General features: G+C 40.6%; 19 protein-coding genes. 10 read left to right on the top strand and 9 right to left on the bottom strand.

The window, feature by feature from the left end; all coding sequences use genetic code 11:
• Positions 1-10: 10 nt before the first annotated feature.
• Both WDB87_RS07015 and WDB87_RS07020 read right to left on the bottom strand, forming a co-directional pair.
• Complete coding sequence (locus WDB87_RS07015; RefSeq protein WP_337849440.1) at positions 11-3298, bottom strand: tetratricopeptide repeat protein; 3288 nt, start codon at positions 3296-3298, stop codon at positions 11-13.
• Positions 3298-6006: an endo alpha-1,4 polygalactosaminidase gene (locus WDB87_RS07020; protein WP_337849441.1), complete on the bottom strand. Its 2709-nt coding sequence runs from the start codon at positions 6004-6006 to the stop codon at positions 3298-3300. Before WDB87_RS07020 ends, WDB87_RS07015 begins: the two co-directional genes overlap by 1 nt.
• A gap of 404 nt (positions 6007-6410) precedes the next feature.
• On the opposite strand from WDB87_RS07020, the gene WDB87_RS07025 reads away from it, so the two are divergent.
• The 5 genes from WDB87_RS07025 (at position 6411) to WDB87_RS07045 (ending at position 12292) form a co-directional block, all read left to right on the top strand.
• A complete protein-coding gene (locus WDB87_RS07025) occupies positions 6411-8078 on the top strand; it encodes a methyl-accepting chemotaxis protein (RefSeq protein ID WP_337849442.1) in 1668 nt (555 codons plus the stop codon).
• A gap of 144 nt (positions 8079-8222) precedes the next feature.
• On the top strand, positions 8223-8699 hold the full coding sequence (locus WDB87_RS07030) for a MarR family winged helix-turn-helix transcriptional regulator (protein ID WP_337849443.1): 477 nt from the start codon (positions 8223-8225) through the stop codon (positions 8697-8699).
• A 133-nt stretch (positions 8700-8832) separates the two neighbouring features.
• Positions 8833-9582, top strand: coding sequence for a serine/threonine protein kinase (locus tag WDB87_RS07035; RefSeq protein WP_286245026.1), 750 nt, complete (start codon positions 8833-8835; stop codon positions 9580-9582).
• Between the two features lie 273 nt (positions 9583-9855).
• Positions 9856-11208 (top strand): magnesium transporter, encoded by a 1353-nt coding sequence (locus WDB87_RS07040; protein ID WP_337849444.1) that lies wholly within the window; start codon positions 9856-9858, stop codon positions 11206-11208.
• 22 nt (positions 11209-11230) lie between these two features.
• A complete protein-coding gene (locus WDB87_RS07045; protein WP_337849445.1) occupies positions 11231-12292 on the top strand; it encodes a DUF21 domain-containing protein in 1062 nt (353 codons plus the stop codon).
• A gap of 38 nt (positions 12293-12330) precedes the next feature.
• Here WDB87_RS07045 and WDB87_RS07050 read toward each other — a convergent pair whose 3' ends face one another.
• The 4 genes from WDB87_RS07050 to WDB87_RS07065 all read right to left on the bottom strand — a co-directional run bounded on the left by WDB87_RS07050 (position 12331) and on the right by WDB87_RS07065 (position 15134).
• Complete coding sequence (locus tag WDB87_RS07050) at positions 12331-13167, bottom strand: mechanosensitive ion channel family protein (protein ID WP_337849446.1); 837 nt, start codon at positions 13165-13167, stop codon at positions 12331-12333.
• 37 nt (positions 13168-13204) lie between these two features.
• A complete protein-coding gene (locus tag WDB87_RS07055; protein ID WP_337849447.1) occupies positions 13205-13924 on the bottom strand; it encodes an LrgB family protein in 720 nt (239 codons plus the stop codon).
• Positions 13917-14270: a CidA/LrgA family protein gene (locus tag WDB87_RS07060; RefSeq protein WP_286245021.1), complete on the bottom strand. Its 354-nt coding sequence runs from the start codon at positions 14268-14270 to the stop codon at positions 13917-13919. Before WDB87_RS07060 ends, WDB87_RS07055 begins: the two co-directional genes overlap by 8 nt.
• A 72-nt stretch (positions 14271-14342) precedes the next feature.
• Positions 14343-15134, bottom strand: coding sequence for a crotonase/enoyl-CoA hydratase family protein (locus WDB87_RS07065; protein ID WP_286245020.1), 792 nt, complete (start codon positions 15132-15134; stop codon positions 14343-14345).
• Positions 15135-15383: 249 nt separating this feature from the next.
• Between WDB87_RS07065 and WDB87_RS07070 the strand changes: the two genes are divergently transcribed.
• The 3 genes from WDB87_RS07070 (at position 15384) to WDB87_RS07080 (ending at position 17064) form a co-directional block, all read left to right on the top strand.
• On the top strand, positions 15384-15713 hold the full coding sequence (locus WDB87_RS07070) for an HI1450 family dsDNA-mimic protein (RefSeq protein ID WP_029771932.1): 330 nt from the start codon (positions 15384-15386) through the stop codon (positions 15711-15713).
• Positions 15714-15779: 66 nt separating this feature from the next.
• Positions 15780-16559 (top strand): DUF481 domain-containing protein, encoded by a 780-nt coding sequence (locus tag WDB87_RS07075; RefSeq protein ID WP_374761406.1) that lies wholly within the window; start codon positions 15780-15782, stop codon positions 16557-16559.
• Positions 16560-16575: 16 nt separating this feature from the next.
• The gene (locus WDB87_RS07080) at positions 16576-17064 is read left to right on the top strand and encodes a hypothetical protein (RefSeq protein WP_337849448.1); all 489 of its coding nucleotides are present in this window, start codon (positions 16576-16578) and stop codon (positions 17062-17064) included.
• A 39-nt stretch (positions 17065-17103) separates the two neighbouring features.
• Here the strand turns inward: WDB87_RS07080 and WDB87_RS07085 are convergent, their stop codons facing one another.
• Positions 17104-17589 carry an FKBP-type peptidyl-prolyl cis-trans isomerase gene (locus WDB87_RS07085; protein ID WP_004586217.1) on the bottom strand — a complete coding sequence of 162 codons (486 nt, stop codon included), beginning with the start codon at positions 17587-17589 and terminating at the stop codon, positions 17104-17106.
• A gap of 12 nt (positions 17590-17601) precedes the next feature.
• Positions 17602-18513 carry a CAF17-like 4Fe-4S cluster assembly/insertion protein YgfZ gene (gene ygfZ, locus WDB87_RS07090; RefSeq protein ID WP_337849449.1) on the bottom strand — a complete coding sequence of 304 codons (912 nt, stop codon included), beginning with the start codon at positions 18511-18513 and terminating at the stop codon, positions 17602-17604.
• A 161-nt stretch (positions 18514-18674) separates the two neighbouring features.
• On the opposite strand from ygfZ, the gene WDB87_RS07095 reads away from it, so the two are divergent.
• Both WDB87_RS07095 and WDB87_RS07100 read left to right on the top strand, forming a co-directional pair.
• Complete coding sequence (locus WDB87_RS07095; RefSeq protein ID WP_004586219.1) at positions 18675-18926, top strand: FAD assembly factor SdhE; 252 nt, start codon at positions 18675-18677, stop codon at positions 18924-18926.
• Entirely contained in the window at positions 18919-19338 is a 420-nt protein-coding gene (locus tag WDB87_RS07100; RefSeq protein WP_337849450.1) for a hypothetical protein, read from the top strand. Before WDB87_RS07095 ends, WDB87_RS07100 begins: the two co-directional genes overlap by 8 nt.
• Here WDB87_RS07100 and nadB read toward each other — a convergent pair.
• On the bottom strand, positions 19313-20923 hold the full coding sequence (gene nadB, locus WDB87_RS07105) for an L-aspartate oxidase (RefSeq protein ID WP_337849451.1): 1611 nt from the start codon (positions 20921-20923) through the stop codon (positions 19313-19315). The two genes, WDB87_RS07100 and nadB, sit on opposite strands and share 26 nt — an antisense overlap.
• Between the last annotated feature and the right edge of the window lie 116 nt (positions 20924-21039).

Raw genomic sequence — 21039 nt, forward strand, 5'->3', positions numbered from 1 at the left:
TCTCCTAACATTAAAAATGTACGTAATAGCCTAATTGTAATTGTGTATCTGAGTTGCCCACTTTATTACTACTTTGATAACCCAGTTGTAATTTAAATAAATCATCTCCAAGCACTGACCAGCCTGCACCACTTGATACTGAAACATCGAGGGTATCGTTTAACGTTTGATAACCCGTGCTGATGTCGAATAGCCATGAAGGGCTTTCACCCAAATATGGGGGAGCTAAGTTTGTGTTTGATGAAAGCGAAGTACCAATGGCAAAGCGTCTAAAAGGTTGTATATCAATCAGTAGCGGCCGTGCCCTTTGATCTATACCTAAAGGGGCGAGTGTACGTTCAAAGTCTTGCCATTGCGCACTAAAATAAGTATTCCAAATAGGGCGATCTCTTAAAATAGTGTATTGATAGCGGGCATTGTATTCTTGCCCTTTTATAAGTGTTGAGCTATCGCTGCGGCGCTTAAACGCCATTGCCGCTGCTGATAACTGTACGTTTTGGCGTCCATCAATGGCGTAATTTATATAAGCCGTGGCTTTATTTAATTTGGCAAAGCTTAGCAGACTCTCGGATTGGCGGTTTTCAACGTTATGTTCAAGCTTTGCACCTAGCTGAGTGCGGGAGTCCCATTGATAGCGCGCATCTAGGCTAAGGCCTTGGCGGCTCAATAACTTGCCTTGATGCGAGTCTACTTTTGCATCAAAGTACCACCGGCCCCACGTCATTTTATCTTCAATGGCAAACAGTAACCCGCTGTTATTTAAATTTTGTTGATTGCTAATACTTAGCTTCCATTGCCCTTTGGCATACGGAAAGTAAACATTTACATCGTACTGGCTAGTGTTTAAACCGGCCTCAGGGGATAGGTTAATCTCTAGCGCTCTAAAGTAACTAGTACGGGCATTACGTAATAAAGATGTTTCAGCCTCGCTGGGCTCGTGTGTTAATTCCTCATACCAACGCTGCATAGTTGCATAAGGCTGCCTTAAATAAAGTAAGGCGCTTAGCTCATCTACTTTGCCTAACGTTTGCGTATTTACAAGTGCCTTTACTTTATTAAACTCGCCATTGCTCATAGCTAATTGCAACTTTTGCCATGGCTCAAGTTTTTGTGCTGCGCGTCTAGCTAGCCACCAGTTAGCGGTTTCGTTGTTTATCGCCTCAGGCGCTATGTCATCTAAACTGCTAAATTGGCGTAAATGGGGCACGGCCATTGCGCCTGCCCATTGGATCATTAAACCTCGGTATGCGTATTTGTCTTTTGGTAAATGGTTTAATAAATAATGTTTAAGTTCGCTGGCATTAGCGTAGTAACCCAATTGGTTCATCACATCGGCTAAATTTACTAAAGTGGTTAAATCCCGTGGATTACTAATGGCTAATTGGCGCAGATAAAAATAAGCACTATTAAAGGCTTTTTGATGAATAGACAAACTCGCCAGTAATTGTGCCCAATCTCGGTTGGGGTCATTGCTTGAGTAGTTAGCTAAAATACGCTTAATCATAATAGTGTCGTGCATTTGTAATGCAAGCCAGCCTTGCGCCAGTACTACATCGGGATTGTATTCGCTTAGCTTTGCTGCACGGTTAAGTGTTGTGTACGCGTAGTTTAAGTCACTTTGGTTTTGGTACCAGTTTGATAAGATTAACCATGCAGGGTAAAGCGCTTTATTGTATCGCTGTTTTTCAAGTGCTTGATGAATACGTGTGACATACTTTTCATCGCCAATTTGCGTACTTAATAAAGTGATTTGTATAAGCTGTCTATCGGTCAGTGGTGTTTGCTGCCATAGGTAATTTAATAAACCTTGTGGGTTGTCGGCAAATTTTAACTGCTGATAATGCAGCATATCGCCTACACTCAGTGGGCTAATATTTTTTAATTGCTCTAAGGCGTATAACTCTTCTTGCTCATCGTTCACACGCATAGCCATATCAACACGTGCACTCCAAAACTCATCATCGTTACTGCGTGCTTTTTGTTTTAAAACGGCCAAAGCCGTTGTAAAGTCATTGTTTAACCAATGTGCTCTTGCAAGCCAGAGTAAATCTTCTTCGTTTTTTGGCCCTGCGTAGTGAGGCCACAAGGCTCTTAATCCAGCTAAATTACCGGTATCGTGTAACACCTTGGCTTTCCAAAATTGAGAAAGTGCTGTTTTACCGTTTATCTGCTCATAGCGCTCAATATGATTAAGCTCTTGTTTTGCGTTACCAATAAATTCGTTGGTTTGCATCCATTTTGCAAATCCATTGCCTTTGAGTTGCCTGTTTTGTGCTTTATATTCGTATATGTCGTTGGCATCTTGGTACAAGTAAAGTGCGTTGGCGTCATTAATACTATCGGTCAGCATAGCTACATCAACGGCCTTATTAGCCATTAACCATTTAAATTCTTTAAGGGCCTGCTTTGGTTTATTTTGCCAGCGCATAATTTTCCAATTTAAGAGCCTCAGCGCTTTATCATTAGGTGTTTTACGTAATAACTTTGCGATTAATTGCTCAGCCCCTGGCGCATCGCCATTAGCTAAGCGTAAATGCATGGCTTTGGTTAAATATTCGCTGTTATTGGGCTGAGCTTTTAATAGGGTTTCAGCTGCTTTTAAAGCTGCAGCATCATCACCCGCTAAGCTTGCATAATATAATGTACGCTCGGTATTAGCGGTATCACCGTATTTTTTCCACCATGTGTAGGCTTGCTTTGGGTTGTTAGCGCCCAGTGCTGTGTCAATGGCTTTTTGAGCTACATCAGCATTTATGTGGGTTTTATAAATAGCGAGTGCTTTGCCAGGCTCACCTGCACCTAGCCAAAAATCAGCGGCTAATAATGGCTGCGCATGCTGCTGATAATACTGCGCCACGTGAGCATTGAGGCCTGTTGCTTTGGCTATATTTAATAACTGTTTATCCCAGTGCTTAAATGCCGCTAGTTTAAGCGTGAGTTCTTCAAAGCGGTCATCTTGTTTAGCGCCGCTATCAACCCATAGTGCGTATAAAAGTTTAATTTCTAGTTCAGTTTTTTTATCGCTTTTAGGGAGCTTTTCAAGCTCATTAGTCGCCTCTGAATATTCATTTAAGCCTAGGTGAATCGCTATTTTTTTTGCGCGTAGTTTTTCGTTATTAGGGTCGGTGCTTAAGGCGGCATTTAAGTAGGTTTTTTCAAAGGTATAATCTTGCGATAACGAGTCATCTTCAAAAAATAAGGTGTGCGGAAACAGCGCGTAAAGCGAAAAACAACTAACCGCCAATATAATTAAAATGGTTTTAACTGATACTAAGTGAGGGCGCTTTTTGTTATTCATTATTGAGCCCTTGTAGCGCAGTTTAAATAGCCATAAAATTCGCCAGCAGGCAATGTAAACTGCGTTGTATTGCCTAAGGTTTTTCCGCTATAACGCTTACCCATATGGGAAATAAATTGACAGTTTTGGGCATTTTTAAGCGCAATTTTAGCCTCAATCCACGCTTTAAAGCTTACAGGGCCGTTTACCTGCCAATGATTAAACATCACATTAGCAGAGAGTAAATAAGGTTGGTTATCAGGCGTTGTATGATCAAAGTTGATTGTGGCTATTCCATTGCCTACATGAATATAATCGCCTTGTGCAGTTACCCCTAAAACACCTTGGCTGTTAGTCATGTTGGGCACATCAAAAATAGTAGGCAAGCGCAGCGTTTTTATATATTTAGAGCTAAATAGCCATTCGCCACGCGTATTTTTAGCAAGCGCAGAAAAATAAAAATCTTTGGCAATACGTGCATATTGACTCAAATGCACAGGGGTATTTTCTCTGGCTAATACGTAATCAATATTGTAATGCAGCGCGTCAAGCCCCGCTGGCACCTCGCCAGAATAAAAATGAAAGTAAATGGTGTAAGGCTTTAACCTGTATGGTTTTTCGGTTATTTCAAATGTCTCTACTAGTCGTTTAAAACCATAATAGGGGCCGTGCCATAAATTGGTGTAAACATTTTCATTTAAAATAGGAGCGTATATTTGATACAGCAAATCTCGCTCAGGTCGGCCAATAGGCGAGATGTGCGACAAGCTTGGGTTATCAGCATTTACGTCGGTATTTCCGCCATTTACGTTAATTACTCCCGCGTTTCGTGCAAGCTCAAGCGCTTTAGGCCCAGGGGTCGCATCACCCGACCATAACATCATCACGGTTTTTTTGTTTTTGGGTGCGAGCCGCTCATTAATGTAATTTATAGAGCCAGTTATTTCTTTATTTAAATCGATGGCGTCATAACCTGGTACATCTAAATGAAAACCGTAGTCGGTGTCATCTTTGTCTATTTCTTTTCTGCCAGATAAGGCCGTCCAAAAGTAGGGGTGGCTGTAGGTGTGTGAGGCAACTTCTACATAAGGAAGTGCAAAAATTTCTTTAGCTATTTTTTCAAGCTTTGGGCTGTCTGCAGCGTGTAATCCGTTAGGTTCAATGTCGGCCTGTATAATAGAGGAGGTTAATGGCAGCTTGTACTTTTTAATAACTTCATCACGTACAACTTCTGCAGCATAAGGCTTACCTGCAAAATGCGCAATGCTCGTGAAACCGTCGCCATCAATATGAAGTGTCAGCATACGCCGACCGCTTAATGTCGTTGTATCAGGGGCAGGTATAGGCGCAAGGCCCATGGCCTTAGTCAACAGTGCTTTGGGGTCTACCACCCAGTTACTGCCCTCCATAGGCAATGTATCTATAAGCCAAGGTGCGGCGATGAGTGCGCCGTATTTAGTTTTACTTCCTTGGATTAGGGTAGTGCCATCTTCAGCGTGTATTGATATTAATGATTGCGCATTCGCTGCAAGTGTTAACAAATAGGGTTTTACAATAGCGGGCGCAGAGGTTGACTCACCTTTTAGCCAAGGCGCCATAGCAGCCAGTTTATAAGGCCCACTTGAGCTAGCATTTAGGGTTTCTACCCCTAAACTTTGCAATAATTTATTTGAAGGTGGAAGTTCGCCAAGAATCAGTTGTGGTACCACGGCTAAGTTACTTTCTAGCCACTCTGTAACCTGTGTATTATAAAATTGATCACTTGTGGTCCAAGAGATAATGCCAGCATGAATACTAGTATCTACTTTAGGTAGAGGCGTGTTTGCTACATCGATGTAATCGGGTATATAGCCTAAATATTCAATCATGGTAGCAAGTTTTAAATGCACCGTGGTGTATATAAGTGGCTTTACGTTGCTGTTATACGGAATGAGTATACGCCTAGGCACAGGCTGGATGCTTGATGTCCCCCAAGTTTGAAGGTGCCCATCAGTAACCCAAGGTGCATAGCCTTGATCACTAATTTGTTTTGCCATTGCAAGGCGCTGCTGTGGTTTGGCGTAGTCAATTACCTGTACGTTAAAGCCTAGCGCTTGCGCTATATGTAACTGGTTATTTAACCAATTTTGATCGTTCTCAGTGGTGAGTTTGTAACTGTTATCGATAGGGTTAAAGTGGCTAAATAGCCCTTCGGCGACTAAATCAGAGGCGTAACCGCTAAGTTTTGGCAGTAACTCAAACCCTCTGTTTAAGATTAAGTGTTTATTAAAAGTACTCGACAAACCTTTAATAATATTCACTAGCCCCGCTTGTTGAGCCGCTTTATTGTAATCAGGCTTTAATAATTGGTAGCTATCGAGCGTATCTAAAAATAAGCCGTTAAAGCCACGCTGTTGTAACTCATTGGCTTGTTTTTGCAGATGTTGTTGCCAATGCTCAGTAGTTAAATCAGCAATATGACTATTCCAATGTGGGTTTTTTGCTACTGACGACTCATTCTCAGTAAATGATTCTCCCACACTCAAATAAGCGTATACGCTAATATTGCGCTCTTTAAGCCAATTAAGTTCGTGTTTAGTGATGTTTTGAGGCTGCACAACAACCCGTGAATAAAAGGTCATTTCAGCCAGAGGCATAGGTGATGAGTAGTAAAAAGCAATACTCTTGTTGGCTGGTTGAGCGCACACGTTTAAACAAATTAACAACGTTAGATATAAGAAATACTTCATTATTATTTTTAAAAACCACAGCCTAAGTTAACGTTGAACATTGTACCGTTTTTTGTGTAGGTATTTATTATTAGAATTGTGATGATTATATGTTAAATACATATACCTGGCTACTTAAATGTTGGCTTAAAAACGCTACGTTTGCTTATTTTTTGCTACCTGTAAGGTAATAAAATGCGCGGTCGTACAGCATTAGCGATAAAAAATTGCGACTAATGTCGAGTGATAATATATATCTAAAACGCTGTAATCTAATTATAATGCGCCCACCTTGCCAGCCCTTGGTAAACCCCTATGCTATTTATAAATTGGTATAAATAGTGACATATTGAATGCTTACTTTATTGCGTTGAATACTGCAAAGCAGACAGTGTTAACGTGCGTACCCTATTTGTGGAGATTTAATGAGCAACTTAAGCTTGAGAAATAAACTTTTATTACTGGCTATTTTACCGTTGAGCTTGCTATTAATCAGCTTAATGGCCAGCTCGTACTATTTAGAATCGCAAAACCAGCAACAAAATTTTGAAACAATAAAATCTAAACTCATTAAAGACAAACACACGCTACTTGCCACCGAAGTAGAAATAGCAAGTAAGTTGGTACGCCACCAGCTTGATAACGGATCAACACAAAGTGTTAAAAATCTGCTTAAAAAACTTACTTTTGGTGATGACGGCTACTTTTTTATTTACGACACACGCGGAGTGAGTGTGTTTCATGCCTTGCTAGGAAGTGCTATTGAAGGACAAAATAAAATAGGGATGACTGACCCAAATGGTAAAAAAATAATTGTTGGTTTGTTAGAGCAAGCACGTAAAGGTGGTGGCGCATTTAATTATCATTTTCAAAAGCCAAATACCAATGGACTGGTAGAGAAAATAGGGTATGCCGTAATGATACCAGGTAGCGATTGGATGATTGGCACCGGTGCCTATATGGATGATATACAAACCGAGCTTGCAAATTATAAACAGACTATGCAATCGCATACTCGTGAAAAAATAACCACCTTGTTATTAATTGCCTTATTTTGGGTTGTGGTTAGCGTAGTAGGCGCACTTTTAGCGTCTAACGCTATGGTTAAGCCTATCCAAATAATGGGCCAAAGCTTAGATGATATTGCCAAAGGTGAAGGCGACTTAACAAAACGCCTAGCTATACATACACACGATGAAATAGGGCAGTTGGGCGAATCGTTTAATGTGTTTGTTAGCAAGCTGCAAAGCATTATAAGTAATGTGGCTGATGTTACTAATGATGTAAAAAATGCTTCAAGCAATATTAATTCGCAAACAAAACTGTTTGAAAATAAACTACTTAATCATAACCACGAAACGGATTTGGTGGCCACAGCGATTACCGAAATGTCGGCCACCTCTCACGAAGTGGCTAAAAACACCACGCAAGTTGCTGAGTCTACTCATACAGCAACGCTAGAAGTGGCAAAAGCGCAAGAGTGCGTAGATATATCACTTAGTGAAGTTTCTAACCTAATGGGCGAAATTAACCTAGCGGCTGATCAGGTAAACTCTTTAAGTGAGCAATCTAAAAAAATTGACAGTGTACTTAATGTAATAGGTGGTATTGCCGAGCAAACTAATTTGCTTGCACTTAACGCGGCCATAGAAGCTGCACGTGCCGGCGAGCAAGGTCGGGGTTTTGCCGTGGTGGCTGATGAAGTAAGAAGCCTAGCGAGTCGTACACAACTTAGCACCCATGAAATTAGTGAAATGCTAACTGAATTACATAACTTAGTGGGCGCCGCAGTAAATGCCATGCAGGCGAGCCAAGCAAGTTGTAATCGCTCAGTTGAGTCATCGCGCGATATATCGCAGAGTCTAGGTGCCGTGACTACGTCGGTTACCACCATAAACGATATGAGTACGCAAATTGCGACCGCTGCAACAGAGCAAAGCTCAGTGACAGAAGAGATAAACCGTAATGTGTTTGCCATTCAAGAAATTGTTAATGAACTAACTCAAGCAAGTAAGGCCACCTCTGAGGTTAGCCAGGATTTAGCAGGGCGCGGCGAGAACTTAGGGCAATTAATAGGGCAGTTTAAGGTTTAAAGTTTTAAACGGTATTGTTTAAATTACTAATAGCCGCGACTTACATTGCGGCTTTTTATTATTGAAAGTACGCTAACCCTAGGGAATTTTATTAATTATGTGTAGTCTATTACACGCGTTTTGAATAAACAGAGTACTCCTTATATGCAACAAAGTATGCCTTCGATAAATAGCTGTAACCGAGCACAATTAATACCTGAGCAAGATTTAGGGCGAGTAATTTCGTTTTTACGTTCAAAGCTTTCTACTCATATTGATACACAGCTTCAGTCAATGGGTTTAACGTCGGCCCAATATATTGTGGTGGTATTATTAGCAAAAGGCTCGGTAAATACATTAGCTGGGCTGTGTGAGCATATGGTTTACGATAAAGGGGCTATGAGCCGCTTGCTAAAGCGCTTAGAAGAAAAAGATCTTATTGCAAAAACTCAGTGCGAGTTCGATAAGCGCTCTACCATTTTAGGTTTAAGTGAAAAAGGCAAAGCCTTGTACCCGCAAATAATGCCTTTGGTAAATGAGGTGTATGCTAAAGCACTTAATGGATTCTCTGATGATGAAAAACAGCAAGTTATAGATTTATTATTTAAAGCAATAACCAATTTAGACTCACCTACCAAATAGATTATCAACATTTTAGCGATACTGTTTCAATAAAAACTTAGCCTGCTAAGTAGTAGATCTAATTGTGCGGCAAATCCAATTTTGTTAATATAGTTGCCTAGGCAATTAAAGTTATCATCTTGTTAGGTTTGTTATGATTGAAAATAAGTTGTTATCACAATTACAGCAGCAGTTTCCTGAACATGTATTTAAGCAACAGTATTTAAGTGTTGTTCATAAAGGGCGTTTTGCGAACGCAATTGTATACAGGTACAAAGATGATACGTTTGACTTAATAGTTAAAGACTTTAGCCAAAGCCCGTGGTTTATTCGTAAAACCTTTGCCAAGCTTTCTGTAAATCAAGAATTTAAAGGGTTGAGCCGCTTAGCGCAGCTTGATGCGGTTGCTAATCGGTTTAGCCGTTTATCGCCGATAGCGGTAGCGTATGACTACATAGAAGGCACGCCGCTTAGAAGTTTAATTCATCAGGGGGAGGCGTTGCCTGTTGAGTTTTTTATTGAGCTTGAGCGCCAAGTTGCAAAAATGCACCGCCTAGGCATCGTGCATTTAGACCTGCGTAATATGGGCAACATATTATGTGGTAGCGACGGCAAGCCTTATATAATTGACTTTCAGTCAACCATTCGTTTTGCTCGTTTTTCGCGTTGGTTACAGCGTTTTATGCGCGGCTCTGACATGTCGGGCGTATATAAAGCGTGGGACAAACTAAGCAGTACACCTTTACCGCAAGCAAAGCAGCAGTATTTGCAGCGTTTTAACCATGTTCGTAAACGCTGGATATTTAAAGGCTACCCAATACAACGTACATACGCATGGGGCGCTGCAATGATCACGCAATTTGTGGACTCTGACCTAATACGTAACTTAACCGATAGATTTTAATTTCTCCTTTTTTTCATTGTGTGACCTTGCCCATAACAGCTCAGTGTTATGGGCTTTTTTTTGACTAAAAATAAGGCCAATGATTTCTTTTTTAATTTTTAAAATAAACAGTAGTATCGCGAGGGTTTTTGCCCCTACAATGCGCAAAAATAGTCTCTACAAATTTAACTAATAAAGGCTAACGCGCCCAAATAAGTTTAAGTTTTTTCTGTTATTTTTTATTGTTCAAGTAAACTATAAGCAATGTGCATTATTAAATTTTAAGGTTTTAAGATGATTGAGTATCCAGTCGACCAACTCCCGCAGTTAATAAACGATTTACTGCAATGCGAAACAAGTGAGCAAAAAAGTCAGCTTTTAGCCGATGCACAGCTTAATTTGTCTACTGAGCACCTGTCGCTACTTTTTGAGGCTATACCAAAAGAACAACGTCTAGAAATTTGGCAACTATTAGATAAAGACACGCAACACGAAATATTTGTAACCCTTAGCGACGACAGCTGCTTATGGCTACTGCAAACTCTAGATGATAGCGAAGTATACGCGCTATTAGATGAGGTTAATGTTGAAGAGTTACTTGAGCTAGAAGAGGTTATTCCTGAACGCTTTGTAGATTATGCAAAAAAACAACTCGATGAAGCACAAACTAAACAATACGATCTTGCTCAGCAGTATCCACCTGAGCAATTAGGTCACTGGGTAGGTTTCGACTTTCTAAAAATAACCGAAAAAGCAACATTAGCAGGCGTTAAAAAATTACTGCAAAAAGGGCTGCCGCAATACAGCGAAGTCGTTTATTTAGTTAGCCGTCAAGGTAGCTTAATGGGTGAGCTTGCAGTCAATGATTTAATTAAAGCCGATGAAGGCGATAACTTATTGACGCTGGCAAATTATGATTTTTCATCATTACACGCTGATGATGACTTATACGAAGCGGCAGAGGTAGTTATCCACAGTGAAAAAATGGCTATGCCGGTGGTCAATAGTGATAATAAATTGGTAGGGCGCTTAACGATTAGCTCGGCATACGAGCTTCGCCAAGAGATTGCCGACGAAGCTGCGGCCAAAGCAGGTGGTTTACGTGAAGACGAAGACCTGTTTGCTAGTGTAAGAAAGAGTGCTAAAAACAGGGGTATTTGGCTGGGGATAAACTTAGCCACTGCGTTTTTAGCATCGTGGTTTATTGGTTTATTTGGCGCAACAATAGAGCAGGTTGTGGCACTAGCGGTACTTATGCCTGTAGTGGCCTCTATGGGCGGAATTGCAGGTAGCCAAACGTTAACGGTCATAGTGCGCGGTTTAGCGCTTGGGCAAGTTACCGACTCTAACCGAAATGCACTTTTAAAAAAGGAGCTACGAGTGGGGGCTGTAAACGGCTTAGTGTGGGCCTTAGTGATTGGCGCGCTCACCTTTGTATGGTTTAGCGATATTATGCTTAGTATTACAATTACTGTTGCTATATTGCTTAACTTAGTGGCTGCGTCGCTAGCGGGTGTTGTTATACCGTCTATTTTAGACAAAATGAAAATAGACCCGGCGCTTTCTGGTTCTGTGATACTGACCACAGTGACCGATATTGTTGGGTTTGTAACTTTTTTAGGCCTAGGTAGCTTGCTACTTTTATAAGCTTCATTTACAGGAAATTATAATGACTTTCGATGTCATGATTTGGTGTGCAATTGTATTGTGTATTTCACAATCAGCTATGTTCTCGGGATTAAACTTAGCTTTTTTTTCGTTAAGCCGACTGCAACTTGAAATGGAAAGTGCAAAGGGCAACCAAGCCGCGATTAAAGTGATGGCACTTAGGAACGACTCAAACTTTTTACTTTCGACCATATTATGGGGAAACGTAGGTATTAATGTATTGTTGACGTTATTGTCAGATTCGGTACTGATAGGCGCAAGTTCGTTTTTATTTTCGACTGTTGCGATAACGATTATTGGCGAAATAACACCACAAGCGTATTTTTCACGCAACGCACTAAAAATGGCGAGTATGCTCTCGCCTTTAATAAAGTTTTATCAAATATTATTTTATATTGTTGCAAAGCCCACCGCTTTAGTACTTGATGCATGGCTGGGCAAAGAAGGTATTACTTATTTTGCAGAAAGCGAATTAAGAGGGATTATTCGTAAGCATATTGAGGCTGAAGAAGCAGATGTACAACACGTAGAGGGAATAGGGGCGCTCAACTTTTTTAGTTTAGATGAAATTAGTGTAACTAAAGAAGGTGAGGTTATAGACCCTGACTCAATTATTACGTTGCCAACAAAACTTGATTTGCCAATATTTCCCGAACTTACATTAAGCGCTGACAACGAATTTTTACGCCAATTACATAAGTCTGGTTATAATTGGGTAATTATTACCAACAAAGATGGCTGGCCGCTTCTTGTGGTTGATGCTGATGGCTTTTTACGGTCGGCACTTTTTGAGCCAGAAACCTTTGAGCCGTATAACTATTGCCACAGGCCGATAATTGTAACGGATGAGACAATGCGATTAAGCGATGTCATTTTAAAAATACGCGCTAATCACTCTCATGATAAATCTTTTGATGGTGCAATAGACCATGATGTTGTGCTGGTGTGGGGGGATGAAAAGCGTATTATTACCGGCGCGGATATATTTGGTCGGTTATTAAAAGGAATGAGCGCACCTAAGTTAGAACTCAACGAACATATTGAAATAGTAAAGCCGCTTTAAGCGGCTTTATTATATGATGGTTCACTCTTATAGGTTGTTTAATTAAGCGGATTGCCACTGTTTATAGTGATAACACGTTGCGGGAATGGGATCTCTATTTTCGCATTATTAATAACTTTGTACACACTACCGTTTATAGCAAGCTTGGTTTCTATTATTTTTGTTGTAGGTACCCAGTAGCGATAACTAATGGTTACGCCGCTATCGGCAAAGCGCTCTATGCCTACTTGAGAAAGTGGGTTTTGAGCCACTTGGTCGTGGGCCTTTAATACCTCTTCAATGAGGTTAATAGCTGTGTCGGCACATGCATTATAAGCTATGTCTATTTCTCCTTTAACTAATGAGTAGCTAAACGAATTGTGAATAATTTCACCCACTATGTGTTTATTAGGAATAGTGATTTCTACTTTTTCTTCATCAATTAAAATGGTGTAACCCAGCTCAATAGTTTTTACTTGACCGCTGACCCCTTTTACCTCAATGGTATCGCCTACTACAAAAGGGCGCGTTGCTATAATAGCAAGGCCTGCGCCGTAGTTTGAAAGCATCCCTTGTAAGGCTAAACCTGCACCCAAAGAAGCTGCACCTATAGCCGCTACAAAGGGGGTAACACTAATGCCTATTTTGCCAAGCGCTATTACAACAACCATCACAATAAGCAACACTTTTACCACGTTACTGACAAAGCTGGTGAGAGTAATATCGACATTGTGACGAGTCATCAATTTTGCGACAAGGTTTGAGAGTTTTTTTGCAACCCACAAACCCAGTATAAGAATAAAAATAGCACCTAAAATTTGCATACTGTAGGTAACTAAATACTCAGTAAGCATGGTGTAGTATTTTTCAAATTGTTCTATTTCAGAACTGATCATAGCTGGCTCTTTATATTGGGTGTTTATTTTTTGCTAACTATAGCAAAGTGTTGACTAAAAAAGGATACAGTACAGGGACTATTATGGCGGTTAATAGCGCACTTAAGGCCATAGCAACCGAGGAAAAAGCCCCTATTTTGGGGTGCTCATCAAGTGCTGCTGCGGTGCCTATTGCATGGCATGCAGTCCCCATTGCTATTCCTTGAGCTTGGTGGTTATTAACACCCATCCACTTAATGAGCATTAACCCAAAGAGCGCACCGAGTAAGCCAATAAAAATAACTAACGCAGCGGCAAGTGAGCTAATACCCCCCAAAGAGTCAGTAACGACTAACGAAATAGGTGTAGTTACACTTAAGGCAGCTACGGATGCGCTTAAGTTGGCGGGTACATCAAATAAAATACTTAAAATAAAGGCTACTACCGTAGCGTTAATAATGCCTAAGCTACACGTACTTACTATTAAAAGTAGGTTCTTCCTGACATGTATAAACTGCTGATACAAAGGTAGGGCCAGTGCCACTATAGCAGGCTCTAATAGCCAACTAAGCAGTTGGCTATTAGAGGAAAAATCAGCATAAGGTAAGTTTAACTTAACAAGCACTAAGGCAATAATCGCAATACTTAAAAACACCGGATTGGTGAGCGACTTTACTATGCTGTGCTGCCAGTTTTTATTAAACGCTCTTAATAGTAAAAACAGCAAAATAATAGCGGGCGTTGTTAAGTACCAAAGCGTAAGGTGCAGCTCAGTCATTATTATTTTTACCTTTAACATAGCCAACGACGCTGCTTACCAGTAAAAGCGTACTGGCAGGGACGAGTAAAATAATCAAAACCAAATAGGGCCAATGCAGCTTAATAAGTGCAATGTGCTCGATAAATCCTACCCCCGCGGGTATAAAAAATATTGGCATAATATTTAAAATAGGGGAGGCTGAGGGTTTTATATGGTGCTCTTTAACTACACCTAATAGTAATAAACTCAGTAAAATAACCATGCCAAGGAGCGGTGCAGGGAAGCTACCACCAACAAAGTGCATTATTAATTTTGCGCACCCCAAGCACAGTAAAATAATGGCACTGCTTAGTATGTACTTCATGATAAAGGTTCATTAATTAATAGAGGCATTAACGTTAGCAGAGGCTCACTATTTTTACATGCTAATTTAGTCTTACCAGCGTTTTGAATTTGCATAGTTTATATCTGTTTTCCCTTTAGCTTTGGCGATTGCTTTTTTAGTATTTGGATTGAGTAACAAGCGAATTTGGCTAAGCGTTTCTTTGGCTAAAATTTTTCGTTGGTTTGCTGTATAACTTTGCTGAGTAACGCGCTTTATTGCTGCTAGGGTATCGGGGGAGCGCTCAAGCAATATATTTAACATGCGCTGCGTGGCCTGTTCGGTATTGTCTGTAAGCTCTGTAACTAGGCCTAGCTCATAGGCCGCGCTTGCACTAATAGGGTTTGCATGGCTTGCCAGCCACAATGCTTGGTCGCGTTTTAATAAGCCTGTAAGCACCACATTAGCACCCATATCGGGGCATAACCCCCAACGCGCTTCCATAATGGCTAGTTTTGCTTGGGTATCCACAATTCTGTAGTCGGCGCCTAATGCTATTTGTAACCCACCTCCTAAACAATTTCCATTTATTTGTGCAATAACCGGTACGCTTAATGACTGCCAGCCAAGTACTACTTTTTGCGCTAGGTTTTGATTGCCGGGCAGCCATTTTAGTAATAGCCTTACAATGTTCAAAGGTGAAGCCATAACCCCAGCCACATCAAGCCCTGAGCAAAAATGATCGCCATCACCTTTTATCACTACAGCGCGAATACTGTTATCTTTTTTAATACGTTTAATAGTGCTGTTTAATTGCATGAACATATCAAAGCTAAGTGCATTTTGTTTTTCTGCGCGGCTTAAAATAACGTTAGCAATGCCTTGTTGTATTTCTAGTTTTATCATTGCGCTTTCCTATTGTTGTGTGTTTGAGCTTATGATGTACGTTGTGCTAAGTAAAGTAACGGTTTGTTTTATAATAAAAAATAAATTGAATTATTTTAAACTTTTTTAGTCAAAGCGCTTTGAATCTTAGTTAAGCTTAACCACACATGAGTTGGTAACAAAAAAGTCATTATTTTTAGCTGTTTTTTCTCAAAACACAGGTGAGTTTTGATATTATGTGCGCACTTAAAATGCATTGAGGTTTTACCCATGTCAGGCCCACGTTTATATAGCGAAGAAGAAGTTACCCATCAAGCGTATGATATTTTTTTAGAGCTGGCGCCAAACAATCTTAGCGAACAAGATGTTGAAGACTTTAACGAATACCGAGAAGAACTTGGGTTTATTGAGGAAGGCGAGCCTGATGAGCAATGGCAAAACTTTGTAGCACTTGAAATAGAGCCGGAGTTATTTGTGCAAGTGTTAGTGGGGTTAGAGTTTGAAAACGAAGATGTGTTATTTGCAAAAATTTTAATTAGCCGTGATAAAGACGCGCCGTTTTGTCATATTTTGTGGAAAGAAACAGAGCACGCTGAGTAAGCCGTTTTGTTTGTATGTGCTAGAGAGTTTACCGTGCATAAGTATTTACTATTCGTGTTTTTAATAATGAGCAGTTGTTGTTGGGCTGTTGATCCATTTGAAGACTTTCATGAATATGGGCAACTCTCTGATGAAGAAATTCATGAGTTACATAAAGGCGAAATGCTCTATGGCGATACTGAATTTGGCTTGATTTTGAGTAAAGGTAATACAAACTCTACCAGCTTTAAATTTAGAGGGAATTTATACCAAGACTTCGAAAAATGGCGCAACCAGTTTAAATTAGACACCTTATATAAACGCGATGAAAATGATGACACAGGGCAAACAGACGTAACAGCAGATCGTATTTTTGTCTCAGCCCAGGGTAACTACAAGGTGGGCGTTAAAAATTCTTCATTTTTTATTTATGGCGACTACGAAGAAGATAAATTTAGCGGCCTCGATTACAAAAGTACGGTGGCGACAGGCTATGGTGCAAGGGTTTACCAAGGTGTAAAAAATAAAGTAGATATTGATATTGGCCCCGGTTTATATCGCTCTGTCGCTGATGATGAGTCAGAGGTAAGTGAAGAAGATGAAAACAAAACGGGTTACTTAGTACGTATTGCAATGCAGTGGGAGCGTTTGGTATCAAAGCGCACGCGCTTTAATCAAGATGTGAGTATTGAGCAGTCTTTGTCGGGGTTAAATTCACGTTTGAAGTCAGAAACCGCTTTGATTAGCCAAGTTATAGGTGCGGTATCGTTAAAGTTTGCTTACATGTATCGTTATAATTCAAAACCTGAAGACGATAACCTTAAATACGACTCAGAATTAAGCGCCACGTTGGTGTACAGTTTTTAATAATAAAGAGAGCGCTATGTATCAGCATAAACAATATGCGGTGTTTATATTTTTTGTTTTAGCATGGATAGGCGGCTTTGTAGCCTTAGCTTGGAACTTAATGGGCGCCGATGTGCCATTAATGGTATTTGCCGGTGTACTCGTTTTAGTCGGTTTTTTGTTTCATGGTTTAACCGTAAAAGTTGACGAGCAAACAATTAGTTGGGCTTTTGGTCCTGGCGTTGCAGGGCAACGATTAGCGCTTGCAGACATAGTAGAGGCTAAAGCGGTGCAAAACTCCTACCGCCACGGTATTGGTATTCGTATTACGCATGATGGGTGGGTTTACTCTGTATCAGGATTTAGCGCGGTGCAGTTAACCTTAAAAGACGGTACTAAGTACCGAGTGGGAACAAACGATCAGCAAGGCTTATTAAGTGCGCTTGAGGAAAAAATAACTCCCAGTGAGCTTCCGTTAGAAGAGCCTGCCCCATTAAAAAGCGCGACCTACAACAATATGTTATAAAAAAAGCGCCTTAGGCGCTTTTTATAAACGGTGATATGATTAGTGATCGTGACCACAACCGCCTTCACCGTGCACGTGACCGTGCGCAAGCTCTTCTTCGGTTGCTTCGCGCACCTCTAAAATTTCTACATCAAAGTTAAGGGTAATACCCGAAAGCGGGTGGTTGCCATCAACTATAACGTCTTCATCTTGAATTTCGATAATCATCACAGATTGATCGCCATCGTCGGTAGAGGCTCTAAATTGCATACCTACTTCAATCTCCATGCCATCAAACATCGACTTAGGCACCGCTTGCATTAGGTTGTCGTGACGTTCGCCGTAGCCTTCTTCAGGTTCTACTTTAACATTTAATGTATCACCGGCTTGCTTGCCTTGGAGTGCATTTTCAAGCCCTGGGATTAAGTAGCCTGTGCCAATAATAAAAACTAGTGGCTCGCCATCAAAAGAGTTATCAATGGTATTGCCATCGTTATCCAGTACTGAATAATGCATTTTTACTACTGTGTTTGGTGCAACGATCATAGTCATTCCTATTTATTCATCTTCAAGAGAGTAAGGTAGAGGCAGAATGCTTAGCTCTACCTGAGGGGTGTGCTTTGCACGAAGTACGTGTGTACTTGGTGTATCGTTTGGCAGCACAACAAGGCCAAATAAAGTTTGGCTATTTTCGTTATAGCTTTGGGCAATTAGTTTACCAGCGCGGCGCCAGTTTTCGCCTACTTGGGTTTCAAGTTCTGGCTCTTCAAGTAAACCATCGCTTTTACCTGTAACAATATACATAGCGCGTTTGTTTTTACCTAGGTACTTCATACGGGCAACCGTTTCTTGGCCGGTGTAACAGCCTTTTTTAAAACTAATGCCGTTAATCGCTTGAAGGTTTACCATTTGTGGTACGTATTCGCCAATGGCGTCACTATTTAATTGTGGCTCGCCCGCTTTTATAGCGGCTTCTTGCCATAGCGAGCAGTTGTCTAATGTAGAGACATCATCTGGCATACTAAATTGGCTATCAACCATTAGTAAAACGCGATTTGGCGCTAACTTAAGCGCTTTACCACTTGGGAAGTCACAGGCCGTCTGGTCATCACAAAAACGAATATCAAGTTTTTCTAGTACTGGGGTTAAATCGTCACTGATCAACCCAATTAATCTGTTCGTAGAAACATCAATATCTACTTTGGCAAACACAGCGTATTTTTTTAGCTCACTGAGCGACTGTTCCACTTCAGGCTGTGAACCTGCTAGGTAGTAGCTATCTTGGTGAGAAAATAATTTAAACACACCCCATAGCTTACCTTTGGCACTACAATGACCAGCCCATAAATAATTGCTGTTAGATAGTTTATTGAGATCTTGAGTGATTTGTCCGTGAAGATAAGACAATTTATCCGCACCGGTTAGGCTAATAAGTTGGTGAGATAACGGACATGCATAAACGCTCGACATAAAAACCTTCTGTGCAATACAAATGAGCTGACATAATAACGCAGTTATAACCTAGGGTACAGCAACGAAGGTGGGCAGCTTTTATTATTTGAGCACAGATTAATAGCTGCTAATTATGCGGGTATTTGTTAAACTCGGGGCAATTAAGTATGAGGTTTAAAATGACTGAAATTCATAGTAAAGCACGTATACGCTGGGCTTGTCGCCGCGGCATGTTAGAGTTAGATGTTTTGTTTATGCCGTTTGTAGAGCAGGCGTATGATTCGTTAAATGCACAGCAACAGGCTGTATTTCAGCGTTTGCTAACCCAAGAAGACCCAGACTTATTTGCTTGGTTTATGGGCCACGAAGAGTGTAAGGACGCTGAACTTAATACCATGGTATCGCTAATTTTAGACCGAGTACGTGTATAGGTTTACGGTAGTAAATAATAAAGCAGAACATCAGCCTATCGTGCTGTTTTTCTGCTTGTTAAGTGTTGTTTTAGGGCTTTATTTAAGCTCTTTTTTTAGCGTTGTTATTTGTTTAACTATAAATACAATTGCGTTTTACTGGGTATGGCAAAAAATAGTGGCTATTCACCCAGACAATGGCGTCATTATTTTAGAGCCTAAGCAAATACGCTTTGAAAACGAAAGCCTAAAGGTTCAGGGGCAATTAACCCCTAAAACAAAAATATTAAATACCAGTGTGTGGTTACATGTTAAAGGCTTTAATAAACGCCAGTGGCTCATTATTTCAGCCAAAGGCGTAGATAAACAAAGCTACGCACGTTTAAAGCGCGCAGCACTGATTGCTATTAATGGCGAGGCGGAGTCAAAATAGTGGGTGTTGGGTTTTCATTTTGCTCAGGGTAATCAATAGTATAATGCAGGCCGCGGCTTTCTTTACGTAGCATTGCACTTCTAATTATAAGCTCGGCTACCTGTACTAAATTACGAAGCTCTAATAAGTTATTACTTACTCTAAAGTTTGCGTAATAATCATGTATTTCTTGTTGTAATAACTCAACTCTGTGTAGCGCTCTCTCTAAACGCTTAGTGGAGCGCACAATACCTACATAATCCCACATAAACAATCGCAGCTCATGCCAGTTATGGGTAATTACTATTTCTTCATCTGAGTTGCTAACGCGGCTTTCATCCCAACTTGGAAGCGCTACAGGCGCAGGCGCGTTATCTATTTTACTTAAAATGTCTTTGGCAGCAGCGTGAGCAAATACAATACACTCTAATAAAGAATTGCTCGCCATACGGTTTGCCCCATGTAAGCCTGTATAGGCTACTTCGCCTACAGCGTATAGGTTATCTAAATCGGTTTTACCATTAAAATCACTCATAACACCCCCACAGGTGTAATGCGCGGCTGGAACAACGGGGATGGCTTCTTTGGTTATATCAAGCCCTACACTTAAACACTTTGCGTAAATAGTAGGGAAGTGCTCAATAATAAAGTCTTTATCTTTGTGGCTAATATCTAGATATACACAATTTGCACCTAAACGCTTCATTTCAAAGTCGATAGCACGGGCTACTATGTCGCGTGGTGCCAGCTCTTCCCTATCGTCAAAGTCTTTCATAAAGCGAGTGCCGTCGGGGCGCTTTAAATACGCTCCTTCACCACGCATAGCTTCGGTAATTAAAAAGTTTTGCAATTCTGGGTGATAAAGGCTGGTGGGGTGAAATTGGTTAAACTCCATATTCGCTACTCTACAGCCCGCACGCCACGCCATGGCAATACCATCACCGCTAGATACATCAGGGTTTGACGTGTACAAATACACCTTACTTGCACCACCTGTTGCCAGTGCAACAAATTTAGCGGAAATAGTTTCTACTTTTTTTGCTTTTTTATTCCATACGTACATGCCATGAATATGCGAACCCGCTTTACCTAGACTTTTATCGCTGATTAAATCGATGGCATTATATTGCTCAAGTAAGGTGATATTTTTATGTGCTTTAACTTGGCTAATCAATGTAGTTTGTACAGCCTTACCTGTGGCATCGGCTGCATGCAAAATACGGCGATGGCTGTGACCGCCTTCGCGAGTTAAATGAAAGCGCTCTTTTCCTTTGCTGTCAAACTCCATATCAAAAGGAACGCCTTGTTCAATAAGCCATTGTAAACACTGGTGCGCATTACTTGCTGTGTAATGCACCGCTTCTCGGTCACATAAACCACCACCGGCATCAAGAGTATCTTCAACATGTGATTCTATGCTGTCGTTTTTTTTATCAAATACTGCGGCAATGCCGCCTTGCGCATACAGTGTAGAGCCTTCGGTAAGGGCACCTTTACTGATCACAGTAACATTACAATAGTTAGCTAAAGACAATGCAAGCGATAAGCCCGCCGCGCCGCTACCGATAATAGCGACATCAGCAATATGATGTTTATTTTGGTTCATGTCAGAGGTACTTTGCGGTTACAATGCTCAAATTAGAGCAATATTTGTTTTTAATAGTGTAGTTGTATCATATTTGTCATATTACTACGTAGTGATTTTAATGGCTTAGCGCCTAT

It is taken from the genome of Pseudoalteromonas sp. C12FD-1, assembly GCF_037414265.1.
GTDB lineage: Bacteria > Pseudomonadota > Gammaproteobacteria > Enterobacterales > Alteromonadaceae > Pseudoalteromonas.

Excerpts from the sequence above, each read along its gene's own strand:
- WDB87_RS07060 (WP_286245021.1), bottom strand. The coding sequence starts at position 14,270 with ATGAAGTACATACTAAGCAGTGCCATTATTTTACTGTGCTTGGGGTGC.
- WDB87_RS07065 (WP_286245020.1), bottom strand. The coding sequence starts at position 15,134 with ATGATAAAACTAGAAATACAACAAGGCATTGCTAACGTTATTTTAAGC.
- WDB87_RS07020 (WP_337849441.1), bottom strand. The coding sequence starts at position 6,006 with ATGAAGTATTTCTTATATCTAACGTTGTTAATTTGTTTAAACGTGTGC.
- WDB87_RS07095 (WP_004586219.1), top strand. The coding sequence starts at position 18,675 with ATGACTGAAATTCATAGTAAAGCACGTATACGCTGGGCTTGTCGCCGC.
- WDB87_RS07055 (WP_337849447.1), bottom strand. The coding sequence starts at position 13,924 with ATGACTGAGCTGCACCTTACGCTTTGGTACTTAACAACGCCCGCTATT.
- WDB87_RS07070 (WP_029771932.1), top strand. The coding sequence starts at position 15,384 with ATGTCAGGCCCACGTTTATATAGCGAAGAAGAAGTTACCCATCAAGCG.
- WDB87_RS07085 (WP_004586217.1), bottom strand. The coding sequence starts at position 17,589 with ATGATCGTTGCACCAAACACAGTAGTAAAAATGCATTATTCAGTACTG.
- WDB87_RS07030 (WP_337849443.1), top strand. The coding sequence starts at position 8,223 with ATGCAACAAAGTATGCCTTCGATAAATAGCTGTAACCGAGCACAATTA.
- WDB87_RS07050 (WP_337849446.1), bottom strand. The coding sequence starts at position 13,167 with ATGATCAGTTCTGAAATAGAACAATTTGAAAAATACTACACCATGCTT.
- nadB (WP_337849451.1), bottom strand. The coding sequence starts at position 20,923 with ATGAACCAAAATAAACATCATATTGCTGATGTCGCTATTATCGGTAGC.
- WDB87_RS07080 (WP_337849448.1), top strand. The coding sequence starts at position 16,576 with ATGTATCAGCATAAACAATATGCGGTGTTTATATTTTTTGTTTTAGCA.
- WDB87_RS07075 (WP_374761406.1), top strand. The coding sequence starts at position 15,780 with ATGAGCAGTTGTTGTTGGGCTGTTGATCCATTTGAAGACTTTCATGAA.
- WDB87_RS07040 (WP_337849444.1), top strand. The coding sequence starts at position 9,856 with ATGATTGAGTATCCAGTCGACCAACTCCCGCAGTTAATAAACGATTTA.
- WDB87_RS07025 (WP_337849442.1), top strand. The coding sequence starts at position 6,411 with ATGAGCAACTTAAGCTTGAGAAATAAACTTTTATTACTGGCTATTTTA.
- ygfZ (WP_337849449.1), bottom strand. The coding sequence starts at position 18,513 with ATGTCGAGCGTTTATGCATGTCCGTTATCTCACCAACTTATTAGCCTA.
- WDB87_RS07035 (WP_286245026.1), top strand. The coding sequence starts at position 8,833 with ATGATTGAAAATAAGTTGTTATCACAATTACAGCAGCAGTTTCCTGAA.
- WDB87_RS07015 (WP_337849440.1), bottom strand. The coding sequence starts at position 3,298 with ATGAATAACAAAAAGCGCCCTCACTTAGTATCAGTTAAAACCATTTTA.
- WDB87_RS07045 (WP_337849445.1), top strand. The coding sequence starts at position 11,231 with ATGACTTTCGATGTCATGATTTGGTGTGCAATTGTATTGTGTATTTCA.